The organism is Rhodococcus sp. SBT000017 (assembly GCF_003688915.1).
Classification (GTDB): domain Bacteria; phylum Actinomycetota; class Actinomycetes; order Mycobacteriales; family Mycobacteriaceae; genus Rhodococcoides.
This window is the reverse complement of sequence record NZ_REFU01000001.1, coordinates 493,026-515,556: the sequence shown is the minus strand read 5'-3', so window position 1 is coordinate 515,556 and position 22,531 is coordinate 493,026. Positions and strand designations below refer to the sequence as shown.

Below are 22,531 nucleotides of genomic sequence, written 5' to 3'. Positions count from 1 at the left end.
ATGCCGCTGCCCACCAGTACATACCGGTTACAACTGCGGGGCGATGCCTTCACCCTGTCCGACGCCTCCGACGTGGTCGACTACCTGCACGACCTCGGGGTCACCCACCTCTATCTGTCGCCGATCCTGACGGCAACGGACGGGTCGACGCACGGGTACGACGTCACCGATACCGGGGCGGTCTCGGCCGCACTGGGGGGCCGAGAAGCATTGACACAGCTGCATTCTCGTGCTGCCGAACTGGGCATGGGGATCATCGTCGACATCGTGCCCAACCACGTCGGCGTGGAGGATCCGCGGCAGAACCGATGGTGGTGGGACGTACTGCGTCGTGGTCGCGACTCCGAGTACGCGACGTACTTCGACATAGACTTCGGAGCCGACAACGGCGTCGACGGCAAGATCGCCATCCCCGTCCTCGGTAGCGCGAGCGACGTCGGCGAGCTGACCGTCGACCGCTCCGAGGATCAGCCTCTGCTCGCGTTCTACGAGCACCGCTTCCCCATCGCCGACGGCACCGACAACGGCGACGCCCAGGCCGTGCACGATCGTCAGTCGTACCGTCTGGTGAGCTGGTCCGACGGGCTGATCGGCTACCGCCGGTTCTTCTCGGTGAACGGTCTGGCGGGAATCCGGCAGGAAGACCTCGACGTCTTCACCGACTCGCATCGTCAGGTGGCCGGCTGGATCGAGGACGGTCTGATCGACGGACTTCGCGTCGACCATCCCGACGGCCTGGCCGACCCCGCCGGCTATCTCACCGAACTACGCGGACTTCTCGGCCCGGACCGATGGCTGGTCATCGAGAAGATCCTGGCCGACGGCGAACCGCTGGACGAATCGCTCCCCGTCGACGGTACGACCGGATACGACGCCTTGGCCGCGGTCGGCGGAGTGTTCGTCGATCCCGAGGGCGTGCACGCACTCACCGCGTTGTCCCAGGTTCGTTCGGGAATCGCCTACGACAGCGAGACGCTGCACGAGACCGAACTGGACCTCAAGACCGGTGTCGCCCGCGGCGATCTGTCCCCGGAGGTGCGACGCCTCGCGCGCGCCGTCGTGCGTGAGTCCGGCACCACCGTCGATCTCGAGTCCGTCATCGACGCGATCGTCGCCGTCGTCGCGGCCGTCCCCGTGTACCGAACCGACTACGCGCCGCTCGCGCGTGTACTGCCCGGCGTGATCGCGGAGATCGGCGAGGAGCAGCCCGAGCTGGCAGCCGGCCTCGGCGCGTTGACGACGGCTCTGATCAGTGGTGCCGAATCGCCGGTGCGATTCGATCAGGTGTGCGGTGCCGTCACCGCCAAGGGTGTCGAGGACTGCCTGTTCTACCGCGCGAACCGACTCATCTCCTTGCAGGAGGTCGGCGGCGATCCCAGCCGATTCGGTTGCAGCACAGAGTTCTTCCATCTCACCAACGCAGACCGCGCGAAGCGCTGGCCGGCGGCGATGACCACGCTGTCGACTCACGACACCAAGCGAGGCGAGGACGTGCGGGCGCGCATCGGCGTGCTGTCGCAGACCCCCGAACTGTGGGCCCGATGCATCACCGACTGGGAAGAACTGACCCCGAGTCCGGACGGTACAACCGGAATGTTCCTGTGGCAGAACCTGTTCGGAGTCTGGCCGACCGACGGAGTGGTCACGTCCTCGTTGCGTGAACGCGTCCACGCCTACGCGGAGAAGGCGATCCGCGAGGCTGCCCTTCGCACGACGTGGACCGACCCGGACGAGGAATTCGAGTCCGCGGTACACAGTTGGCTCGACGCGATCTTCGACGGTGCCGTCGCGCGTTCGATGTCGATGCTCGTCGAGAAGCTCGCTCCGCACGGCCATTCCGACGCACTGGGTCAGAAGCTGTTGAACCTGGCCGGGCCCGGCATCCCCGACGTCTACCAGGGCACCGAGTTGTGGGAGGACTCGCTCGTCGACCCCGACAACCGCAGGCCCGTCGACTACTCGGTCCGTCGATCGATGCTCGCCGCCTCGAATTCCGCTGCGCTCTCGATCGATACCGGCGCTGCCAAGCTCGCCGTCGTTCGCTCCGCACTGCACGTGCGACGCGAGCGGCCCGAGAGTTTCGTCGGCGGAACCTACACACCCATCGTCGCGGACGGATCCGCGGCCGAGCACCTCGTCGGATTCGCGCGCGGCCCGGTGGCCGGCCACGTCGACGTGCTCGCACTCGCGACGAGGCTTTCGCTCGGCGTATCGGAGAAGGGCTGGGGCGAGACAACCGTGACCCTGCCCGACGGCCGCTGGCTCGACCGCATCACCGACGTCGAACACACCGGCACGGTGTCGGTGGCCGCGGTGTTCGCCTCACTCCCGGTCGCACTTCTGGTGCGCGACAACGAAGGAACGGTGACACAGTGACGTCCTCCACAGATACATCACGGGCAGCGACATCACCGGCAGCGACTCGTCGGTTCCAGGTCTGGGCACCGACCCCGAAGACCGTCCGCCTCCAGCTCGACGACGCGGTGCATCCGATGCAGAGCTCCTCGAACGGGTGGTGGCACGCGGACGTCGACTGCAGCCCGACGAGTCGTTACGGCTTCCTGCTCGACGACGCAGACAAGGCCCTCCCGGATCCGCGGTCACCCCGGCAGCCCGACGGGGTACACGAGCTGTCGCAGGTCTTCGACCTCGATCCGACGCTGTGGACCGACGCGGCCTGGACCGGACGGCAACTGCCCGGCTCGGCGATCTACGAGCTCCACATCGGCACGTTCACCGACGAGGGCACGTTCGACGCGGCCATCACCAAGCTCGATCACCTCGTCGATCTCGGCGTGACGTTCGTCGAGATCATGCCGGTCAACGGGTTCAACGGCGTGCACAACTGGGGCTACGACGGCGTTCTCTGGTACACCGTGCACGAGGGATACGGCGGCCCGGAAGGGTTGCAGCGCTTGGTCGATGCCTGCCATGGCCGCGGCATCGGCGTCGTTCTGGACGTGGTCTACAACCACCTCGGCCCGTCCGGCAACTACCTGGACCGCTTCGGCCCGTACATGACCGAGGGTGCCAACAGCTGGGGCCAGGCGATCAACTACGCCGAGGCCGACTCGGGTGAGGTGCGGCGCTACGCCCTCGACAACGCGCTGCGTTGGTTCGCCGAATTCCACATCGACGCGCTGCGACTCGACGCGGTGCACGCGATCGTCGACCACACTGCGGTGCACCTGCTCGAACAGCTGTCGATCGAAACTCGCAGCCTGTCCGCACATCTGGGTCGGCCACTGACCCTGATCGCCGAGAGCGATCTCAACGATCCGATGCTGATCACTGCTCGGTCGGGTGGCGGTTACGGACTCGACGCCCAGTGGGACGACGACATCCACCATGCGATCCACGCCGCGGTCTCCGGCGAGCGGCAGGGCTACTACGGGGATTTCGGTTCGCTGCAGGGGCTTGCGAACACGTTGCGGCAGGGCTTCTTTCACGCCGGTACGTACTCGAGTTTCCGCGGTCGCATCCACGGTCGCCCACTGGACACCCGGCGTATCCCGGCCAGTTCTCTGGTGACCTACACGACCACACACGACCAGGTGGGCAACCGCGCGATCGGCGACCGACCGGGCTTCTACCTCTCCCCCGGCCAGCTCGCAATCAAGGCCGCACTGGTGCTGACCTCGCCCTACACTCCGATGCTGTTCATGGGCGAGGAATGGGGAGCGTCGACGCCGTTCCAGTTCTTCACCTCGCACCCCGAGCCCGAGCTGGGCAAGGCGACCGCAGAGGGGCGCAAGGCGGAGTTCGCCGAGCACGGTTGGGACAAGAGCGATATCCCCGATCCGCAGGATCCCGAGACGTTCACACGGTCGAAGCTGAACTGGTCGGAGCTGGGCGACGGTGATCATGCGCGGCTACTGGCCTTCTACCGCGATCTGCTCCGGCTGCGCCGTGACCGGACCGAACTGACCGATCCGTGGCTCGACCACGTGAAGGTGGACTACGACGAGGACGCGCAGTGGATCGTCGTACGCCGAGGCCGCATCAGCGTGGTGTCCAACCTGTCCGAATCCGCGGTGACAGTACCGGTCGGCGGCTCCACACTGCTCGAATGGGAGCCGACGACCTCGAACGAAACCCGCTCTGCCACCACGGTTCCCGGTCACTCCGTCGTCGTACTGGAGTCCTGACGCCTACGTAGGTTGACCAGGACGAACACGGCGGTGATCGCCAGCACCACCGCGGTGGCGACGGCCGCGACATGCATGCCCGACACGAACGCAGCATGTGCGGAATCGAGCAGAACCGTCGCCACCGAGTCCGGCAACTCACGAGCCACCGCATCCGCGCCGCCGAGTGTTTCGCCTGCCTTTGCTCCGAGCTCGGGGGGCAGCTGAGTGACGTCGATTCCGCGACGGAAGATGGCCATCACCACGGTGCCGAGTACAGCGACACCCAATGCGATACCCAGCTCGTACGCGGTCTCCGACACCGCCGAGGCAGCTCCCGCTCGTTCGGGTTCGACCGCGCTGACCACCAGTTCGGAGGTGAGCGTCAGCGCGACACCCACGCCGGCTCCCACGAGCACGAACCCGGCGATGAACAAGGCCGGTCCGCTGTCCGTCGCGAGCCCGACCAGGATGCCTGCGCCCGCAGCCGCGACGAACATCGCGACACCGAGAACCGTTCCCGCGCTGAAGTATCGAACCAGGACCGCGACCAGCAGTGAGGTGACGATACTGGCGGCGGTACCCGGCAGCAGTAACAGTCCCGCTTCGAGTGGACTGTTGCCGAGCACGAGCTGCAGGTACTGCGAGCCGAAGAACAACACGCCGGCGAGTGCGAACACCGACAGGAAGTTCGTGGCCACGCCCGTCGAGAATGCCCGGTTGGCGAACAGTCGCAGGTCGATCATCGGGGCGGCAAGAGTCCGCTGCCGACGGACGAACACGAATCCGGCGATGACGCCGACCACCGCGGAGAGCAGGTAGACCACGTCGAATCCGTGTGCCGCAGTCTCTTTCACCGCGAACACCAATGGGACGATGGCGAGCATCGACAGTGCCGAGCTCGTCAGGTCGAAGCGCCCCGGGTTCGGATCCTTGGACTCGGGGATGACCAGCGGCCCGAGAGCGATCAGCACGATCATCACGGGGATGTTGATCAGGAACACCGATCCCCACCAGTAGTGCTCGAGCAGCCAGCCGCCCACGAGCGGCCCCGCTGCGGCACCGCCGCCGGCCATCGCACCCCACACTCCGATCGCGGCGACGCGCTGACGCGGGTTCAGGAAGATGGTCCTGATCAAGCCCAGTGTCGCGGGCATCAGCGTTGCGCCGGAGATGCCCTGCAGCACCCGGGCAGCGATGAGCATCTCGGCGCTGGCCGAGACAGCGGCGACGAGCGAGGCGATACCGAAACCCGCTGCTCCGATCAACAGCAGTCGACGCCGACCGATCCGATCGCCGAGCGTGCCCATGGTGATGAGCAGGCCGGCCAGGACGAACGAGTAGACGTCGATGATCCACAGCAGCTGATTGCTGGTCGGTGCCAGATCCGCGCTGACGAAGGGCAGAGCCAGATCGAGGACCGTGCCGTCAACAGCGATGAGCAGCACCGCGAAAGCCAGCACCACCAACCCGAGCCAATCTCGGGGGCCGGCCCGATGCTCGGACGCTCCGTCGACCTCGTGCACCGAACCGGTGCTCACGTCACTCACGACGATCTCCTACGTTCTGCGCTCGATGACCGTGCCAGACGGTCCGAAGCGACTACGAGTACCGACCGTCCAGCCGGTACAGTGATCGAGAGTACCGCGAACCGTCCAGCCGGTAAAGTGAGTTTCATGTCATCGGACACCCGCGACCGAATACTCGACGCACTCGAGTCGATGCTGATCGAACACGGCATGACCAAAGTGACCCTCGACAGCGTCGCCGCCGCCGCAGGCGTCTCCAAGGGCGGACTGCTTTACCACTTCAAGACCAAGGACGTGCTGATTGCCGCCATGGTGCGACGACTCGGTGCCCAGGCCGATCAGCAGCGCGCCGACGCCGCAGCAGGCGGCACCTCGGTGGCCAAGTGGTATCTGCAACCGCCCGACTCCATCTCCGAGAAGGAGATCGCTCTGTATCGATCGACCCTGGCCGCGTTGCGCAGCGTCGACGGCAATTCCGGCGAGGTCCAGGACGCCGTCACCGAGATGATGCGGTTGTGGGACGAGGGTCTGCGCACCGAAATCGACGATCCGGTTCAGGCCGAGATCATCCGACTCGTCGGTGACGGCATCTACCTCGGAGCCCTTCTCGATCTCCCGGGGGTGGACCCCGACCTGCATCGACGCGTGGTCGATCGCCTGCTCGGTCGGTAGCTCACGTCAGGTAGCGGTACACCGGAGAGCCTGGCTCGAGCTGCTCGACCTGAAGGTGCGAATCACGCATGCGTTCGAGAAGCGGACTGAGCCCTCCCGCCGACCCGAGTTCGATGCCGACCAGCGCAACACCGGTCTCGCGGTTGTTGCGCTTGACGTACTCGAACAGCGTGATGTCGTCCTCGGGGCCGAGCACCTCGTCGAGGAACCGACGAAGCGCGCCGGGTTCCTGCGGGAAATCCACCAGGAAGTAGTGCTTGAGCCCCAGGTGAACCAGCGAGCGCTCGAGGATTTCGCCGTAGCGAGAGACATCGTTGTTGCCACCGGAGACCAGGCACACGACGGTGCTGCCGGGGGCGATGTCGAGGTGTTCGAGCGCAGCCACGGCGAGTGCGCCCGCAGGCTCGGCGATGACACCCTCGTTCTGATACAGCGCCAGCATCGCAGTGCAGATCGCGCCCTCGTCGATCTGCGTGATCAGAAACGCACCGGGGCCCGCACTGTCGAACACCGGCGCAGTGAGCAGTGGCAAGGAGGCGTGCGAAACCACACTCGCCCCAAGCGACCGCAGCGCGGAGTACGGCACGTCCCCGATGCGGCGGACGGCAGCGCCGTCGACGAACGGATCGATGTCGGCGAGAGTGACCGGACCACCGGCGATCAGTGCGGCGGTCATCGACGCGGCTCCGGACGGCTCGACGCCCACCAGCGAGGTCTGCGGTGCGCGCTCGCGCAGGTAACTCGAGATGCCTGCGATGCATCCGCCGCCGCCGACGGGCATGACGACGACGTCCGGCGCGCTACCGAGTTGGTCGACTATCTCGGCGGCGATGGTGCCCTGGCCGGCGACGGTACGGGGATCGTCGAACGGCGGCACCATCGTGGCACCGGTACGAGCGACATCCTCGGCAGCCGCGGCAGCTGCCGCGTCGAACGTATCGCCGATGACGATGAGATCGACGAACTCGCCACCGTGCACCCGGATGCGGTCACGCTTCTGCTTGGGGGTGTTGGCCGGGACGTAGATGCGACCGCGGACCTGCATCGTGCGGCAAGCGAAGGCGACGCCCTGCGCGTGGTTTCCGGCGCTCGCCGTCACCACGCCCACGGACCGCTCGGCATCGGTCAGCTGATCCATCAGGTTGTACGCGCCGCGAATCTTGTACGACCGCACGATCTGCAGGTCCTCGCGCTTGAGGTAGACCGTCGCGCCCGTCTCCGCAGACAACCGCTCGCACAGCTGCAGGGGTGTCGCGGCCACCACCGAAGAAATTCGCACCGCAGCGGCATCGATGTCGGCAGCGGTGACGGCTACCGACGATGAGTGCTGGGAGGCGAGTTCAGGGGATGAAGACACCAGGACATGCTGCCACCAGCGTGGAACGGTTGCCCATCCGGGACCGGGTGAACGGCGACCGGTGCTGATCTTCGGCTTTGGCCCACCGAATACTCAGATGCCTACCTGGACAGGTGGGCATCTGAATATTCGGTGGGCAGACACGCTCGATACCGCTTTCAGGCGCGCGAAAGGACGAAGACCGGGATCTCGCGATCGGTCTTCTTCTGATACTCCGCGTAGTCGGGGTACGCGGCAACCGAGCGTTCCCACCACACGGCCTTCTCGTCGCCGGTCACCTCGCGTGCGATGTAGTCGTGCTTGTCCGGACCGTCCTGCAGCTCGACGAGCGGCTCGGCCTTGACGTTGTGGTACCAGACCGGGTGCTTCGGTGCGCCGCCGAGAGAGGCGACGATGGCGTATTCACCGTCGTGTTCGACCTTCATCAACGGTGACTTGCGCAGCTTTCCACTCTTGTTTCCCTTCGTGGTCAGCAGCACCACCGGCATACCGTTCATCATCGTGCCTTCGGTCCCGCCGGAGTTCTCGTACAGCTCGGCCTGCTTGCGGGCCCAGTCGGATGAACTCGGTTCGTATTCTCCTGTCAATGGCATGACTTTCAGTCAACACCTCCAGGCTTCGAGACGCCACGAGATCGGCAACATAGCCAGGCCCGGACCCCAAGTTCGGTGGACCGAATCTTTTGCTGGGTATAGTCTGAACTTCCCGCAGCGGACACCCGAACCTGCCGGTGGCACCAGAGGAGAACGCGATGACCTACACGAGCACCCAGGTGAGCCGTCGACCCGCTCCTGCCCTGCGCACCGCGGACGTGGCCGGCATCGCCTGGCCCGTCTACAAGCTCGAAGCCCTCGCACTCGGATTTCTCGTATTCGCCGCGACCCTCGTCGTTGCCGGCTCCCTGCAGGCAGCAGTACTGGCCGGCGCAGCGATCGCCGTCGTCACCTGGTGGACGCTGCGCCTGATCGAGCTGGGTTCGACCGGGCCGACGTCAGCCCGTCAGGCAGCCCGGCCCGAGTAGCGCTTTCAGGTCTCCCATCAACGCCGACGTCGGCGTGACGCGCAGACTGTCGTCCAGCTTCATCGTGGTGATCTTGTCGCCACTGACCAACCGCAGGTGCACATCCGAGGTTCCCGGGTGGCTCGACAGCACCCGCTTGAGGGCACCGACCTTGTCCGCCGTGCACAACCGAGTCGGCAGACTCACCGCAAGTGGCTTGTCGATGCCGATCGCGGACAGATCGGGTACCGCAAGATCGTTGGCGATCAACGAGATTCGATCGTCGCGCACCGACACACGGCCCTTGACGAGCACCACCGAGTCCTCGGTGACATCGGCACCGAACACCGAGTACGCCTGCGGGAAGAACAGCACTTCGATACCGCCGGCCAGGTCCTCGAGCTGAGCCGAAGCCCACGTCAGGCCGTTCTTGTTGATCCGACGATTCACCGAAGCCAGAATGCCGCCGACGGTGACCTGTGTGCCGTCCTTGACATCACCCTCGAGGATGGTGGGGATGTTGCAGTCGGACTTCGCGGCCAGCATGTGCTCGACGCCCAGGAGCGGGTGTCCCGAGACGTAGAGGCCGAGCATCTCGCGTTCGAGGGCGAGCCGATGCTTGGATTCCCACTCCTCGTCCGGCACCCGGACGTTGAACACGGCGGAGATGGACTCGTCGGCATCCTCGCCGCCGAACAGGTCGAACTGACCGATCGCCTCGGCCTTCTTGGTGCCCATCACCGCGTCGATCGCGTCGGCGTGAATGAGCATCAACCCCTTGCGAGGATGATCGAGTGAGTCGAAAGCACCTGCCTTGATGAGGGATTCGGTGACCTTCTTGCTGCACGCGATCGCGTCGATCTTGCCCAGGTAGTCCGAGAAGTCGGTGTACTTGGACTTCTCCGATCGCGCCCTGATGATCGACGCGACCACATTGGTACCGACGTTGCGGACGGCACCGAGACCGAACCGGATGTCCTTGCCCACCGACGCGAAGTTGAGTTCGGATTCGTTGACGTCCGGTGGCAGCACCGTGATGCCGAGCTTGCGACAGTCTGCGAGGTAGATCGCGGCCTTGTCCTTGTCGTCACCGACGCTGGTGAGCAGTCCGGCCATGTACTCGGCCGGGTAGTTGGCCTTGAGGTATGCCGTCCAGTACGACACCAGGCCGTAGCCCGCGGAGTGAGACTTGTTAAACGCGTAGCCCGCGAAGGGCAGCACGGTGTCCCACAGCGCCTTGATGGCCGCCTCGGAGAAGTCGTTGTCCAACATGCCCTGTCGGAATCCGGCGTAGGCCTTCTCCAGCTCGGAGAGCTTCTTCTTGCCCATGGCGCGACGCAGCAAGTCGGCCTGGCCGAGGGTGTAGCCGGCCACCTTCTGCGCCAGCTGCATGATCTGCTCCTGGTAGACCACCAGACCGTACGTCTCGCCGAGAATCACCTTGAGCGGCTCTTCGAGCTCCGGGTGAATCGGCTTGACCTCTTGCCTACCGTTCTTGCGGTCGGCGTAATCGTTGTGCGAGTTCATGCCCATCGGACCCGGCCGGTACAGGGCCAGGACGGCGACGATGTCCTCGAAGCCGGTGGGCTGCATACGGCGGAGCAGATCGCGCATGGCGCTGCCGTCGAGCTGGAAGACGCCGAGAGTATCTCCGCGAGAAAGCAAGTCGAAGGTCGCCGGGTCGTCGAGCGGGAGTGCGTCGAGGTCGATGTCGATGCCGCGGTTGGCCTTGATGTTGTCGATGGCGTCGCCGATGACGGTGAGGTTTCGCAGACCAAGGAAGTCCATCTTGAGCAGGCCGATGGCCTCGCACGACGGGTAGTCCCAGCCGGTGATGATCGCGCCGTCCTGCGCACGCTTCCACACCGGAATGGCGTCGGTGAGCGGCTCGGAGGACATGATGACCGCGCAGGCGTGCACGCCTGCGTTGCGGATCAGGCCCTCGAGTCCCTTGGCCGTCTTGTAGATGGTCGCGACATCGGGGTTGGAGTCGATCAGCGCCCTGACCTCGACGGCTTCCTTGTAGCGCTCGTGCGCAGGGTCGGTGATGCCCGCGACGGAGATGTCCTTGGCCATGATGGGCGGCGGAAGTGCCTTGGTGATCTGATCGGCGATTCCGAAGCCGGGCTGGCCGAACTGCACTCGTGCGGAGTCCTTGATGGCGGCCTTGGTCTTGATGGTGCCGAACGTGATCACCTGGGCCACTCGATCGCTGCCCCACTTCTCGGTGGCGTAGCGGACCATCTCACCGCGGCGACGATCGTCGAAGTCGATATCGATATCGGGCATCGACACACGCTCGGGGTTGAGGAATCGCTCGAACAGCAGACCGTGCGGCAGTGGGTCGATGTTGGTGATGCCCATGGCATACGCGACCAACGATCCGGCAGCGGACCCTCGGCCGGGCCCGACGCGGATGCCGACGGCCTTGGCGTGGTTGATCAGGTCGCCGACCACGAGGAAGTAGGCGGGGAAGCCCATCTCGAGAATGACCTTGATCTCGTACTCCGCGCGCGCGAGGTAGTCCTCGGCCGGCCCGTCGGGGAATCGACGCTCGAGCCCGGTCATGACCTCGTGGCGCAACCAGGTGCCCTGCGTGTGGCCCTCGGGCACGGGGAAGATCGGCATCCGGTCGCGGTGCGCCCACACCTCGTCGTAGGGCTGCACTCGCTCGGCGATGAGCAGGGTGCTGTCGCAGGCACCGGGCACCGAATCGTCCCAGAGCTCGCGCATCTCGGCGGCGGACTTGAGGTAGTAGCCGTCACCGTCGAACTTGAAGCGAGTGGGATCGCTGAGCGTCTTACCGGTCTGGATGCACAGCAGCGCCTCGTGGTTCTCGGCGGCGTCCTTGGTGACGTAGTGGCAGTCGTTGGTGGCCAGCGGCGGAATCGAGAGCTTCTTGCCGATGTCGAGCAGCCCTTCGCGGACGCGTCGCTCGATGGACAGGCCGTGATCCATCAGTTCGAGAAAGAAGTTCTCCGGGCCCCAGATCTCGCGCCACTTGGCGGCTGCCTCCAATGCCTCGCGATCCTGGCCGAGTCGCAGTCGAGTCTGCACCTCCCCCGACGGGCAGCCGGTGGTGGCGATGATGCCCTCGGCGTGGGAGGCGATGATCTCCTCGTCCATCCGGGCCCACTTGCCCAGCTGCCCCTCGATGGAGGCGAGCGAGGACAGCTTGAACAGGTTCCGGACTCCGGTGGGGTTCTCGGCGACCATCGTCATGTGCGTGTACGCACCGCTACCGGAGACGTCGTCGGACTTCTGGCTGCGGTCACCCCACAGCACGCGCTTCTTGTTGAACCGGGACTCGGGGGCGATGTAGGCCTCGATGCCGATGATCGGCTTGATTCCGGCCTTCTTGGCCTCGTTGTAGAACTCGCTGGCCCCGTACATGTTGCCGTGGTCGGTCATGCCGACTGCCGTCATCTCCAACCGTGCTGCCTCGGCGAACATCGCCCCGATCTTGGCGGCACCGTCGAGCATCGAATATTCGGTGTGGTTGTGCAGATGAACGAACGAATCGGCCACGAAGGTTCTCTCCTGAAGGTCGTGCGTTGGCGAAAATACGAGCCGCGAACGTACTCACTGTAAGCGGTCGAACCGACAGATTTTCCACGCTGCCGGTGTGTCCTGGGAGGACGTGACAGGTGTGACGGATGCGACGAGAAATCGCCTCATTCGGTCGGCACGGGACCGTCGTCCGGAAGCGGCCCGACGACGTCGACGTACTCCGGCAGGAGCGGCTCGACCGCGAACTTGCCGGACACTGCATCCGGCGGAAGCGCCTGCACCGCTCGCACATCGGCACGGCCGGCCAGCTCGGTCAACTCGGCAGGGGTACCGCGCACCACCACGGTCACCACACACGCACACCCGTCGAGCAGACGTCGCTGCGACACCGCAGCTATCCGGGCCTGCCGGTCCCCCGCCTCGAACGATTCGTCCGCCAGGCTCGCTGCACGCGCGGTCGAATTCAGCACCGACCGTTCACTGCCCGGTACACCCACAGTGAGTATCGGAGTCTGCACGCGATCGAGCGGAACACGCAGCAGCACCTGCGAGATCCGGACCCCGTCGGCGACGGCATAGGCCTGTTCGGCGGTGAGCTCGCGATCGAACGACACCGAGCCCCATCGAGGTTCGGCGTCGTCGCTACGCAGGCTCGCCTCGGCGCGGGCCAGGTAATCGGTCACCTGCTCGCCGCTGTCCGGGCCGAGCCGGTCGGTGCTCACGCCCAATTGTCGTACCGGATTGAGGTGCCCGATCACGGCGAGAGCCCCGATCACGAGTGCAGCGACAACGACGCCGCCGAGCACACCGGAGACTCCCCTGGTGCACATCACGCCTTCCGAAGCACCTCGAGTGCATGCTCGAGGTCGGCCGGATACTTGCTCTCGATCTCGACCCAGCGGCCGTCGGAGGGATGCGCGAAGCCGAGCGAGCGTGCGTGCAGCCACTGTCTTTCCAGGCCCAACCGTTCGGCCAGCCGCGGATCGGCTCCGTAGGTCAGATCGCCGCAGCACGGATGCCGCAGAGCCGAGAAGTGCACCCGAATCTGGTGTGTGCGACCGGTTTCCAAGTGCACGTCCAGCAGGCTCGCCGCCTGGAACGCCTCGACCGTGTCGTAATGGGTGACGCTGGGCTTGCCGTCGGCACGGACGGCGAACTTCCAGTCGTTGCTGCCGTGTCGACCGATCGGGGCGTCGATCGTTCCACTGCTCGGATCCGGATGGCCCTGCACCAGTGCGTGGTAACGCTTGTCGATGGTCCGCGCCTTGAACGCCCGCTTGAGCACGGTGTACGCCCGCTCGGACGTAGCGACCACCATGACCCCCGACGTGCCGACGTCGAGGCGATGGACGATGCCCTGCCGCTCGTGCGCACCGGAGGTCGAAATCCGGAAACCGGCGGCCGCGAGACCGCCGATGACGGTGGGGCCGGTCCAGCCGACACTGGCATGCGCGGCGACCCCGACGGGCTTGTCCACGGCCACGATGTCGTCGTCGGCGTAGAGAATTTCCATCCCCTCGACGGGCTCCGCCTCGATCGTCAACTCACGGGCGGGCTCGGGCAGCGTCACTTCGAGCCACGAACCAGCGGCCAGCCGATCGGACTTGCCGACGGCACCGTGATCGACCAGAACCGAGCCCTCCTCGGCCAGGGTCGCGGCCACGGTACGCGAGAGCCCGAGCAGCCGAGCGAGACCGGCGTCCACCCTCATTCCGTCCAGGCCGTCGGGCACCGGCATCGAGCGCGATTCCCTCACTTGTCGGCCTCGCCTGCGGCGTCGGAACTCGATTTGGTGACCCGTTCGCCGTTCGGCTCGAACCCGAACAGGCTCAGGACGACGAGCAGGATCGCACCACAGACGATGGACGAGTCGGCAACGTTGAACACCGGCCACCAGCCAACCGACACGAAGTCGACGACGTGTCCCTGGAACGGACCCGGTGCACGGAAGAAGCGGTCGATCAGGTTGCCGAGTGCCCCGCCGAGAACCAGACCCAATCCCAGTGCCCACCACGGCGATCGCAGCGTCCGACCGATCTTGATCACTCCGATGACGACCGCAACGGCCACGACCGTGAGCAACCAGGTCATGCCGGTGGCCATCGAGAACGCCGCACCGGGGTTGCGTACCAGCCGCAACGTCACGACGTCTCCGACGATCGCGATCGGGTTGCCGGGCTTGACGTAGTGCACGACCACGATCTTGGTCACGAGATCGAACAGAAGAATCACGGCCGCGATCGCGATCAGCAACCGCGTCTTGAGCGGCTTCGGAAGTCGATTCCCGGCGCTGTCGGTCTCGGTCACCTGCGAGTCCGCGGTCTCGTTCGGTGCCGGAACACTACTCGTCTCGGCTGGCGGATCGTCGGCGCGGTCTTCACTCACCTGTCCATCATGGCGTATGGACGGCGGCGGGTCCTCATCCGTGCCGCGCACCGCCGATCACCGCGGGCGGTGTCAGTAGCCTGGTGCCCGTGAAGTCGACCGATCGTAATCGCACCGTCCGCTCCGGCACCGTCCGCTCCGGTTTGCTCGCTGCCTGCTGTGCAGTGGCTCTCGTCGCGGGATGTTCGAGCACCGACACCGACACCGAGCCCGCTCCCGAGCAGGCCGCGTCCTCCAACGAGGTGACCATCGCCGTGACGCCGACGACCACCACGGTCGTCGACCCCGGTGCCGAGCCACGGCGCGTACTGGCTTTCGACACCTCCGACTCGGAGGAGCAGAACGTCGACCTCACCACCACCTCCACCGTCTCGCAGCAGATCGACAGTGGGGCTCCGCAGGACTTCTCCAGTCCCGAACTGACCGTGCCCCTGTCCGCGTCGACGTCCGACACCGTGCCGGACGACGACGCCGCGACCGGCGCGACACGCTCCGTCGAGCTGACCATCGGAGCCGCGACGTCACCCGACGAAGGACTGACCGACGCACTCTCCGCCTCCGAGGGCTCGTCGGCGCGGCTGGCGACCACCGACTCGGGAGCGATCACAGCACTGCACATCACCCCCGCCGACGCCGCGCTCGATACCGCCCGCGCGGCGATCGAACGCTCGTTGAACGCCGCGGTGTACCGCTCCGTCGACTTCCCCGACGCAGAGGTGGGAGTGGGTGCGGTATGGACCGTCGATCAGCAGGTACTGAGCGGCATCACGTTGAACCAGCGCACCACGGTCACGCTGCGAGCGCTCGACGGTGACCGAGCGACCCTGGACGTCGCGATCACCCAGACGCCCGAATCGACCACATGGAACCTGCCCGACGGTGCCGGCACACTGAACATCGCGACGTACACCTTCACCGGCTCGGGAACTCTGGAGATGGATCTGGCACGACCGCTTCCCGTCGGCGGATCGATCACCGCAGGTGGCGAGCAGATGTACACCGACCCCGACAGCACGACCGTGCTGCGCCAGACCGTCGGAGACTCGATCACCTGGGCTGCCCGATGACGGCGCGGACCACGACGCAGCTGCTGGCGGCGCTGTCGCTCGTCGGCATCGCCGCGGCCGGGTGCAGCGCGGACGAGCCGGCCCCGACCCCTGCAGTCGCGCCCAGCTCCGTCGCCGCGCCCGATCCCCTTCTCGGTGCCCCCATCACCGACTCCGGCGTCCTGGCCGCAGCGATGCTGGGTCTCGGCGACCTCCCGGACGGGTTCTCCTCGATCCCCGACCCGGTCCGGGATCTCGGGCTCCACCCGGCTCCCGAGTACGACTCCCCCGACAAGTCCGGTACCGACCCGGCCGAGTGCGCCGCAGTACTGGCCCCGATCTCGGAGCAGCAGGGCGGTGCGGCGTCGAACGCAGTCGCCCGCTTCTCGGGACCGAACTTCTCGTCGATCGACGAGGATGCGGCAAGCTACTCCGACACGGGCACGGCCGAGGCCTTCACTGCGATTCAGCAGGCGTGGGCGGGGTGCACGACGTTCAGCGGCACGGATGCGGACGGGGTGAGCGTCGACTACGCGTTGGCGGGCCGGGAGCAGTCGTCGGTCGGTGACGCATCGGCCTCGGTACGCCTGACCACCAGCAGTGAAGGGTTCACCTTGATCTCCGATGTGGTGGTGGCCGTGGTCGACTCGACCGTCGTCCAGATCGTCGTCTCCGATCAGAGCGGCCTCGAGCCCGAGACCGTCACCGCTGTCGCCGAGGCGGCCGTCGAGCGCATTCGATCGGTGACGCCCAGCATGTGAATCGGGCCGGTCGGCCAACGAAAAACTGCCGGTGACACATCCCCGAGGGGACATGTCACCGACAGTACGTCGTGTCGGTCAGAGACGATCGGCAGGACTCAGGGTGCGGGGCACGCCGGGCTGGTCAGCTGCGCGAGCGAGACGATGCCGCAGGCGTTGTCCTTGGACAGCTTCCAGACACCGTCCTCGGGCACGAACTGGAACGTGCCGGGGTTGGCCTGACCGTTGAGCGTGATCGTGATGCCGGCGTTGAGGACGCCGGTGCCGAGATCGTCGATGCTGGTGATCTCGATCTGCGCGTTGTTTGCGACCGCGGCGGCGGCGACCTGGTTGATCAATTCGGGGTCCTCGGATGCGCCCTGGATCAGGGCGGCCTTCTCCTCGACCGGAACGTTGGGGTCGAGCCCGCGCGCGAGCTGCCCGTTGAGCTCCTCGACAGTGGGGACCGGGGGGTACGCGGCGTTCTCGGTCGGGGTCGATGCCGTGGTGGTGGCAGCGGTCGTCGTGGTGGCCGTCGTGTCACCCTCGTCGGAGCTGCAGGCGGTCATGGTGAGCGCTGCGGCGATGGCGATGCCGGCAACCATTGCCCGTCGGGTGTTGCGAAGCTTCAAGTGCTTGTCCTTTTCACTCTGAGTCACGTCTCGATCGTTCTGTGACTCGTCGGTCGTCTGGAATGGGGTCGTCTCGGACCTGGTCCACTATGTCAGCTCGACAAGCCCGAGTCACAACGCGATCGGCATACCTGTGAAACCTCACAGAGTTTCCTCAGCCACGCCACAACTCACGTCAGGCTGTCGAGAACGTCGGCAACAACCAGGTTCTCGTCCGATTCGGCGAAGGTGCGCGCGATTCCCGGCCCACTGGTTCTGGTCTCGAATCGGACGGTCACCACCGAGTGACCGGCCCCCTGCACCCAGCCGTGACCGAAGTCGGGATGCCGGACGTCCATACCCGGTTGCCACCGTGGGCCTTCCTGGACGACGACATCCGCGGCGGCCACGATCGGGGCGGGCGACTCCTCGGTCGCATCGGCGACCGGCTCGTACTCCAGTTCGGGAAACAGCGAGCCCTGTCGCACGGCCGACAGCCCGGCCAATCCGACCCCGACCAGCCTGATCGGACCGACGTCGACCGGATCGACGGCAAGTCGCTGGGCCGTGGCCACGATGGTCTGTTTGTCCACCGTCGCGTACGGCAACGTCGCCGATCGAGTGATGATGCTCATGTCGGACTTGCGCAGCTTGAGCACCACCGTCCTGGCACCCCGGCCGTCCTTCAGCAACCGGCGATGCGTCGAGTCGACGATGGACTCGATGGCCGGGCGGAGCTGAGCGAGCGAGATCAGATCCTGTGCGAACGTCGTCTCGGCGCTGACCTGCTTGGCCTCGGCCCGCTCGGCAACGACGCGGTTGTCGATTCCGCGTGCGAGCTGATGCAGGCTCGGTCCCATCGTGGCCCCGAGAATCGACGCCACCTCGGACTCGGGCGTGGCCACGAACTTGCCGATGGTGTCGATGCCCAAGCGCCGCAAGCGCTCGCCGGCCACCGGTCCGATCCCCCACAGTTTCCGGACCGGAAGAGCCGCCATCAGCTCGGCCTGGATTCCGGGAGCGACGACGGTGATGCCGTCGGGCTTGGCCAGTCCCGACGCGATCTTGGCGATCTGTTTTCCGGACCCGGCACCGATCGAGGCGACCAACCCGGTCTCGGCGAGGATCAACGCGCGCAGGCCCGCGCAGAACTGCTCGACCTCGTGAACCGTCGCTCCGGCGAGTTCGAGCGGCTCACCGAACGCCTCGTCGATCGAGAGTTGTTCGAGGACGGGCATAGGTCCCCGTAGTGCCTCGAAGGCTCGTCGGCTCAGCTCCGAATAGAGAACGAACCGCGGCGGCAACACCACGGCCCCGGCTCCCACGAGTCGGCGAGCCTGATGCATCGGCATGGCCGAACGGGCTCCGAACTCGCGGGCCTGGTAACTGCAACCGGCCACCACTCCCCGCCCGCCCGCGCCGCCGACGAGAACCGGACGGCCCCGCAACGTGGGGCGCGTCAACTGTTCGGCGGAGGCGAAGAACGCGTCCATGTCCAGGTGCAGCACCCAACGACGACTCCGCAGGGTGTGGTTGGCGATATCGGGCACGGTGGTCAACGGCGGTCGTCGGTGGCGAATCCGAGAGCCTGCGCGGCGCGTTCGGGTGTCGGATCCGACCACAGCTCGCCGTACATCTCGCTCGTCGTCAGCGACCGCATGTTCGCGGTGTCGATGTACAGGGTGCCGTGGAGATGATCGGTCTCGTGGGCCACGATCCTGGCCGGCCAGCCACGAACCACCTCGTCGATCTCGCGGCCCGTCTCGTCGGTGCACTCGAGCCGCACGTGAGCCGCTCGCATCACGACGGCCTGGTACCCCGGAACACTGAGGCATCCCTCGTAGAAGCCGGCAGTCCGCGGTCCGACCGGGGTGTACCGAGGGTTGACCAGTACGCGGAACGGAAGCGGTGTGCGCTCTCGGGCGCGCGCGACATCCGGTCCGACGTCGTGGCGATCCTCGATCACTGCGATCTGGAGCGGGATGCCGATCTGCGGTGCGGCCAGACCGACACCGGGTGCGTCGTGCATGGTCGCGCGCATCACCTCGATCAACTCCGCGAACGTCTCCGAGTCGAGCTGCCCGGCGTACGGCGCAGCCCTGGACCGCAGAACCGGGTGGCCTGCGGCGACGATCGGCACGACGCCGCCGTGAGCTTCGGCGAGAAGCTCACGGACGGAGTCGGCCGATACGTCGCCATCGATCATGACGACTTGGTGATCGCTGCCCGCACTCCCTCACCGAGATCGCTGCCGTCGTCCCCGACGCGGCCGTCGACGAGCGAGAGCGCGAGCACCTCGCCTGCGATCAGATCACGATGGGTGTCGAGCCACGCCTGCCGATGCTCGGGGACCTCGATGACGATGTCGATTCGATCCGAGACGTCGAATCCGTGATTGCGACGCGCGTCCTGCAGTTCGCGGATGCGGTCCTTGGCCCAACCCTCCGCTTCGAGCTCCTCGGTGACGGCGGAATCGAGCACGACCAGTCCGGCGTTTCCGGGCAGCGGTGCCGTCGATTCGGGCTCGGCGGCAACGAGCCTGCGCGTGAATTCCTCCGGCAGCAGTGCAATTCCCGCTGCGCTCACCACACCGTCGGCGTCCTCGGACCAATCGCCTGCCTTGACGGCCTTGATGACCGTCTGCACGTCCTTGCCGATACGCGGCCCCGCAGCACGGGCATTGACGACGAGCTCGAACTTTCCGTGTACGGCAACGTCTTCGGTCAGATCGACCTTCTTGACGTTGACCTCGTCGGAGATGATGTCGACGAACGGGCGCAGGCGCTCCGCATCGGCGGCTGCGACCGTCACCTCGGGCAACGGCAACCGCACGCGCAGGTTCTGTGCCTTGCGCAGACCCAGCACCGTGGAGCACACGGTACGGACCTCGTCCATGCTCTCGACCAGTTCGGGATCCGACGGCAGTTCGCCTGCCTCGGGCCAGTCGGTCAGGTGCACCGAGCGGCCGCCGGTCAATCCACGCCACACCACTTCGCTGATCAACGGCAACAGCGGGGCGGCGATGCGAGTGAGCACCTCGAGCACGGTGTGCAGGGTGTCGATGGCGTCGGCGTCCTCGCTCCAGAACCGCGAACGAGACCGTCGCACATACCAATTGGTCAACGCATCGCAGAACGTGCGCAGCTCGTCGCAGGCACCGGCGATGTCGTTGCCCTCGAGCGCATCGGTGATGGCATCGCGGGTGGACGACAGCTTGGCCAACACGTAGCGATCTAGCACGTTCGACGAATCGGTTCGCCACTGCCCGGGCTTCGACGCGTAGAGCTGCAGGAAGCTCCACGCATTCCAGATCGGCAGCAACGCCTGGCGCACGCCCTCGCGGATGCCCTGCTCGGTGACGATGAGGTTGCCGCCGCGCAGGATCGGTGAGGACATCAGGAACCACCGCATGGCATCGGAACCGTCGCGGTCGAAGACCTCCTTGACGTCCGGGTAGTTGCCCTTGGACTTGCTCATCTTCAAGCCGTCTTCACCGAGCACGATGCCGTGTGCGGCAACGGTCTTGAACGCCGGGCGGTCGAACAGTGCGGTCGCCAGCACGTGCAGGGTGTAGAACCACCCTCGCGTCTGCCCGTTGTACTCGACGATGAAATCGCCCGGGTTGTGCGTGGAGAACCACTCCTCGTTCTCGAACGGGAAGTGCACCTGCGCATACGGCATCGACCCGGACTCGAACCAGCAGTCCAACACCTCGGGGACGCGGCGCATCGTCGACTTGCCGGTCGGATCGTCCGGGTTGGGCCGGGTCAACTCGTCGATGTAGGGGCGGTGCAGATCGGTCGGTCGCACGCCGAAGTCACGCTCGAGCTCGTCCAGGCTGCCGTACACGTCCAGGCGCGGGTAGGCCGGGTCGTCGGACGTCCATGCCGGGATAGGGCTGCCCCAGTACCGGTTTCGACTGATGTTCCAGTCGCGGGCTCCTTCGAGCCACTTGCCGAACTGGCCGTCCTTGATGTGCTCGGGAACCCAGGTGATCTCCTGGTTCAGCTCGACCATGCGATCACGGAACTTGGTGACCGCGACGAACCAGGACGGCACAGCCATGTAGATCAGTGGCTGACCACTGCGCCAGCTGTGCGGGTACGAGTGCTCGATGGTCTCGTGCCGCAGCAACCGACCCGAGGCCTTGAGGTCCTTGATGATCACCGGATTGGCGTCGAACACCATCAGGCCCTCGTACGGCGGCACCAGCGAGGTGAACTTGCCGCCTGCGTCGAGCGGTTGCACCACCTCGATTCCGTTCGCGGTGGCGACGTCCATGTCCTCCTCACCGAAAGCCGGTGCGAGATGGACGATTCCGGTGCCCGAATCGGTGGTGACGTAGTCGGCCTCGAGCACGCGGTGCGCGTTCTCGTGGCCGAGGAAGAAGTCGTAGGGAGGCGTGTAGGACAGTCCGACCAACTCGGCGCCGGTGTGCTCCGAGAGCACCTCCGGCTCCTCGCCGAGTTCCTTCGCGTAGTGCGAGAGTCGCTGCGCGGCAAGGACGTAACGCTCATCGTCGGTTCCTCGCACCTGCACGTACTGCACCTCGGGGTGCACCGCGATCGCCAGGTTCGAAGGCAGGGTCCACGGCGTGGTGGTCCAGATCAGCGCGTTCGCGCCGTCCAGGGGCGAGCCCGGAGCCGTCAACGGCATCGTGACGGTGACCGCGGGATCCTGACGCATCTTGTACGCGTCGTCCAGGCGGGTCTCCTGATTGGACAGGGGCGTCTGCTCGTACCAGCTGTACGGCAGCACTCGGTAGCCCTGGTAGATCAGGCCCTTGTCGTGCAGAGTCTTGAACGCCCACATGACCGACTCCATGAAGTCGACGTCGAGGGTCTTGTAGTCGTTGTCGAAGTCGACCCACCGCGCCTGCCGTGTCACGTAGTCCCGCCACTCGTCGGTGTACTGCAGTACCGACTGCTTGCAGTAGGCGTTGAACTTCGCCAGGCCCATCTCGTCGATCTCGGACTTGTCCTTGATGCCGAGCTGCTTCTCGGCTTCCAGCTCTGCGGGCAGACCGTGGCAATCCCACCCGAAGCGACGCTCGACCTTCTTGCCCCGCATCGTCTGGAATCGTGGAACGAGGTCTTTGACGTAGCCGGTGAGCAGGTGGCCGTAGTGCGGCAGACCGTTCGCGAAGGGCGGCCCGTCGTAGAAGACGAACTCCTCGGCACCTGCCCGGTTGTCGATGCTGGCTCGAAAGGTGCCGTCCTCGGCCCACTCGTGCAGAACGATGCGCTCGAGATCGGGGAACGGGACGCTGCCCGATCGGCCCTCGGCCAGGTCGACCAACGGGTACGACCCCGAGTTCGGACGGGCGCTTGCATCTGTCATGTCATGTCTCCTCCGTGCCGGCCGCGTGCGAGACGCGACGCAAAGTTGGCACGGGGACGACATCCGGGCGATCTGTTCGCCCGACACCGCGGTACCACCCCGCTTGCACACTCTCGACGACCCTGCCGTCGGAGCGCGCCACTCCAGTTGAGCTGTGACGGGCTCGCCCGTTCGGTTCTACTGAACGCCGTTCCGATACACCTGAGCGCGTCGT

At 66.0% G+C, this 22,531-nt stretch carries 17 protein-coding genes; 6 read left to right on the top strand and 11 right to left on the bottom strand.

What is annotated here, in order from left to right; translation table 11 throughout:
* Together treY and treZ are read left to right on the top strand one after the other, a co-directional pair.
* Positions 1-2,376, top strand: coding sequence for a malto-oligosyltrehalose synthase (treY, locus tag AYK61_RS02215; protein ID WP_121869638.1), 2,376 nt, complete (start codon positions 1-3; stop codon positions 2,374-2,376).
* Positions 2,373-4,148: a malto-oligosyltrehalose trehalohydrolase gene (treZ, locus tag AYK61_RS02210; RefSeq protein ID WP_121869637.1), complete on the top strand. Its 1,776-nt coding sequence runs from the start codon at positions 2,373-2,375 to the stop codon at positions 4,146-4,148. Before treY ends, treZ begins: the two co-directional genes overlap by 4 nt.
* On the opposite strand, the gene AYK61_RS02205 is transcribed toward treZ, so the two are convergent.
* Positions 4,121-5,677 (bottom strand): MFS transporter, encoded by a 1,557-nt coding sequence (locus tag AYK61_RS02205; RefSeq protein WP_397484766.1) that lies wholly within the window; start codon positions 5,675-5,677, stop codon positions 4,121-4,123. The two genes, treZ and AYK61_RS02205, sit on opposite strands and share 28 nt — an antisense overlap.
* A 126-nt stretch (positions 5,678-5,803) precedes the next feature.
* On the opposite strand from AYK61_RS02205, the gene AYK61_RS02200 reads away from it, so the two are divergent.
* Positions 5,804-6,328: a TetR/AcrR family transcriptional regulator gene (locus AYK61_RS02200; protein ID WP_121872360.1), complete on the top strand. Its 525-nt coding sequence runs from the start codon at positions 5,804-5,806 to the stop codon at positions 6,326-6,328.
* Position 6,329: 1 nt separating this feature from the next.
* Here AYK61_RS02200 and ilvA read toward each other — a convergent pair whose 3' ends face one another.
* A complete protein-coding gene (gene ilvA / locus AYK61_RS02195; RefSeq protein ID WP_121869635.1) occupies positions 6,330-7,685 on the bottom strand; it encodes a threonine ammonia-lyase IlvA in 1,356 nt (451 codons plus the stop codon).
* A gap of 158 nt (positions 7,686-7,843) precedes the next feature.
* Positions 7,844-8,278 (bottom strand): nitroreductase family deazaflavin-dependent oxidoreductase, encoded by a 435-nt coding sequence (locus AYK61_RS02190; protein WP_121869634.1) that lies wholly within the window; start codon positions 8,276-8,278, stop codon positions 7,844-7,846.
* Positions 8,279-8,436: 158 nt separating this feature from the next.
* On the opposite strand from AYK61_RS02190, the gene AYK61_RS02185 reads away from it, so the two are divergent.
* On the top strand, positions 8,437-8,706 hold the full coding sequence (locus tag AYK61_RS02185) for a hypothetical protein (RefSeq protein WP_121869633.1): 270 nt from the start codon (positions 8,437-8,439) through the stop codon (positions 8,704-8,706).
* On the opposite strand, the gene dnaE is transcribed toward AYK61_RS02185, so the two are convergent.
* The 4 genes from dnaE to lspA form a co-directional block, all read right to left on the bottom strand.
* Complete coding sequence (dnaE, locus tag AYK61_RS02180; RefSeq protein WP_121869632.1) at positions 8,677-12,213, bottom strand: DNA polymerase III subunit alpha; 3,537 nt, start codon at positions 12,211-12,213, stop codon at positions 8,677-8,679. The two genes, AYK61_RS02185 and dnaE, sit on opposite strands and share 30 nt — an antisense overlap.
* A 146-nt stretch (positions 12,214-12,359) precedes the next feature.
* Complete coding sequence (locus AYK61_RS02175) at positions 12,360-13,025, bottom strand: hypothetical protein (protein WP_121869631.1); 666 nt, start codon at positions 13,023-13,025, stop codon at positions 12,360-12,362.
* Positions 13,025-13,951: an RluA family pseudouridine synthase gene (locus AYK61_RS02170; RefSeq protein WP_032394372.1), complete on the bottom strand. Its 927-nt coding sequence runs from the start codon at positions 13,949-13,951 to the stop codon at positions 13,025-13,027. Before AYK61_RS02170 ends, AYK61_RS02175 begins: the two co-directional genes overlap by 1 nt.
* Complete coding sequence (lspA, locus tag AYK61_RS02165; protein WP_121869630.1) at positions 13,948-14,580, bottom strand: signal peptidase II; 633 nt, start codon at positions 14,578-14,580, stop codon at positions 13,948-13,950. The genes AYK61_RS02170 and lspA overlap by 4 nt, the downstream gene beginning before the upstream one ends.
* Positions 14,581-14,669: 89 nt before the next feature.
* Between lspA and AYK61_RS02160 the strand changes: the two genes are divergently transcribed.
* Both AYK61_RS02160 and AYK61_RS02155 read left to right on the top strand, forming a co-directional pair.
* The gene (locus AYK61_RS02160; RefSeq protein WP_259467898.1) at positions 14,670-15,647 is read left to right on the top strand and encodes a hypothetical protein; all 978 of its coding nucleotides are present in this window, start codon (positions 14,670-14,672) and stop codon (positions 15,645-15,647) included.
* Entirely contained in the window at positions 15,644-16,387 is a 744-nt protein-coding gene (locus AYK61_RS02155; protein WP_121869629.1) for a hypothetical protein, read from the top strand. The genes AYK61_RS02160 and AYK61_RS02155 overlap by 4 nt, the downstream gene beginning before the upstream one ends.
* 98 nt (positions 16,388-16,485) lie before the next feature.
* Here AYK61_RS02155 and AYK61_RS02150 read toward each other — a convergent pair whose 3' ends face one another.
* From AYK61_RS02150 to ileS, 4 genes are all read right to left on the bottom strand, one after another.
* The gene (locus AYK61_RS02150) at positions 16,486-16,971 is read right to left on the bottom strand and encodes a hypothetical protein (protein ID WP_183130392.1); all 486 of its coding nucleotides are present in this window, start codon (positions 16,969-16,971) and stop codon (positions 16,486-16,488) included.
* A 197-nt stretch (positions 16,972-17,168) separates the two neighbouring features.
* Complete coding sequence (locus AYK61_RS02145; protein WP_121872357.1) at positions 17,169-18,485, bottom strand: DNA polymerase IV; 1,317 nt, start codon at positions 18,483-18,485, stop codon at positions 17,169-17,171.
* Positions 18,486-18,532: 47 nt separating this feature from the next.
* A complete protein-coding gene (locus AYK61_RS02140) occupies positions 18,533-19,183 on the bottom strand; it encodes a peptide deformylase (RefSeq protein ID WP_121869628.1) in 651 nt (216 codons plus the stop codon).
* Entirely contained in the window at positions 19,180-22,317 is a 3,138-nt protein-coding gene (gene ileS / locus AYK61_RS02135) for an isoleucine--tRNA ligase (protein WP_121869627.1), read from the bottom strand. The genes AYK61_RS02140 and ileS overlap by 4 nt, the downstream gene beginning before the upstream one ends.
* Positions 22,318-22,531: the final 214 nt, after the last annotated feature.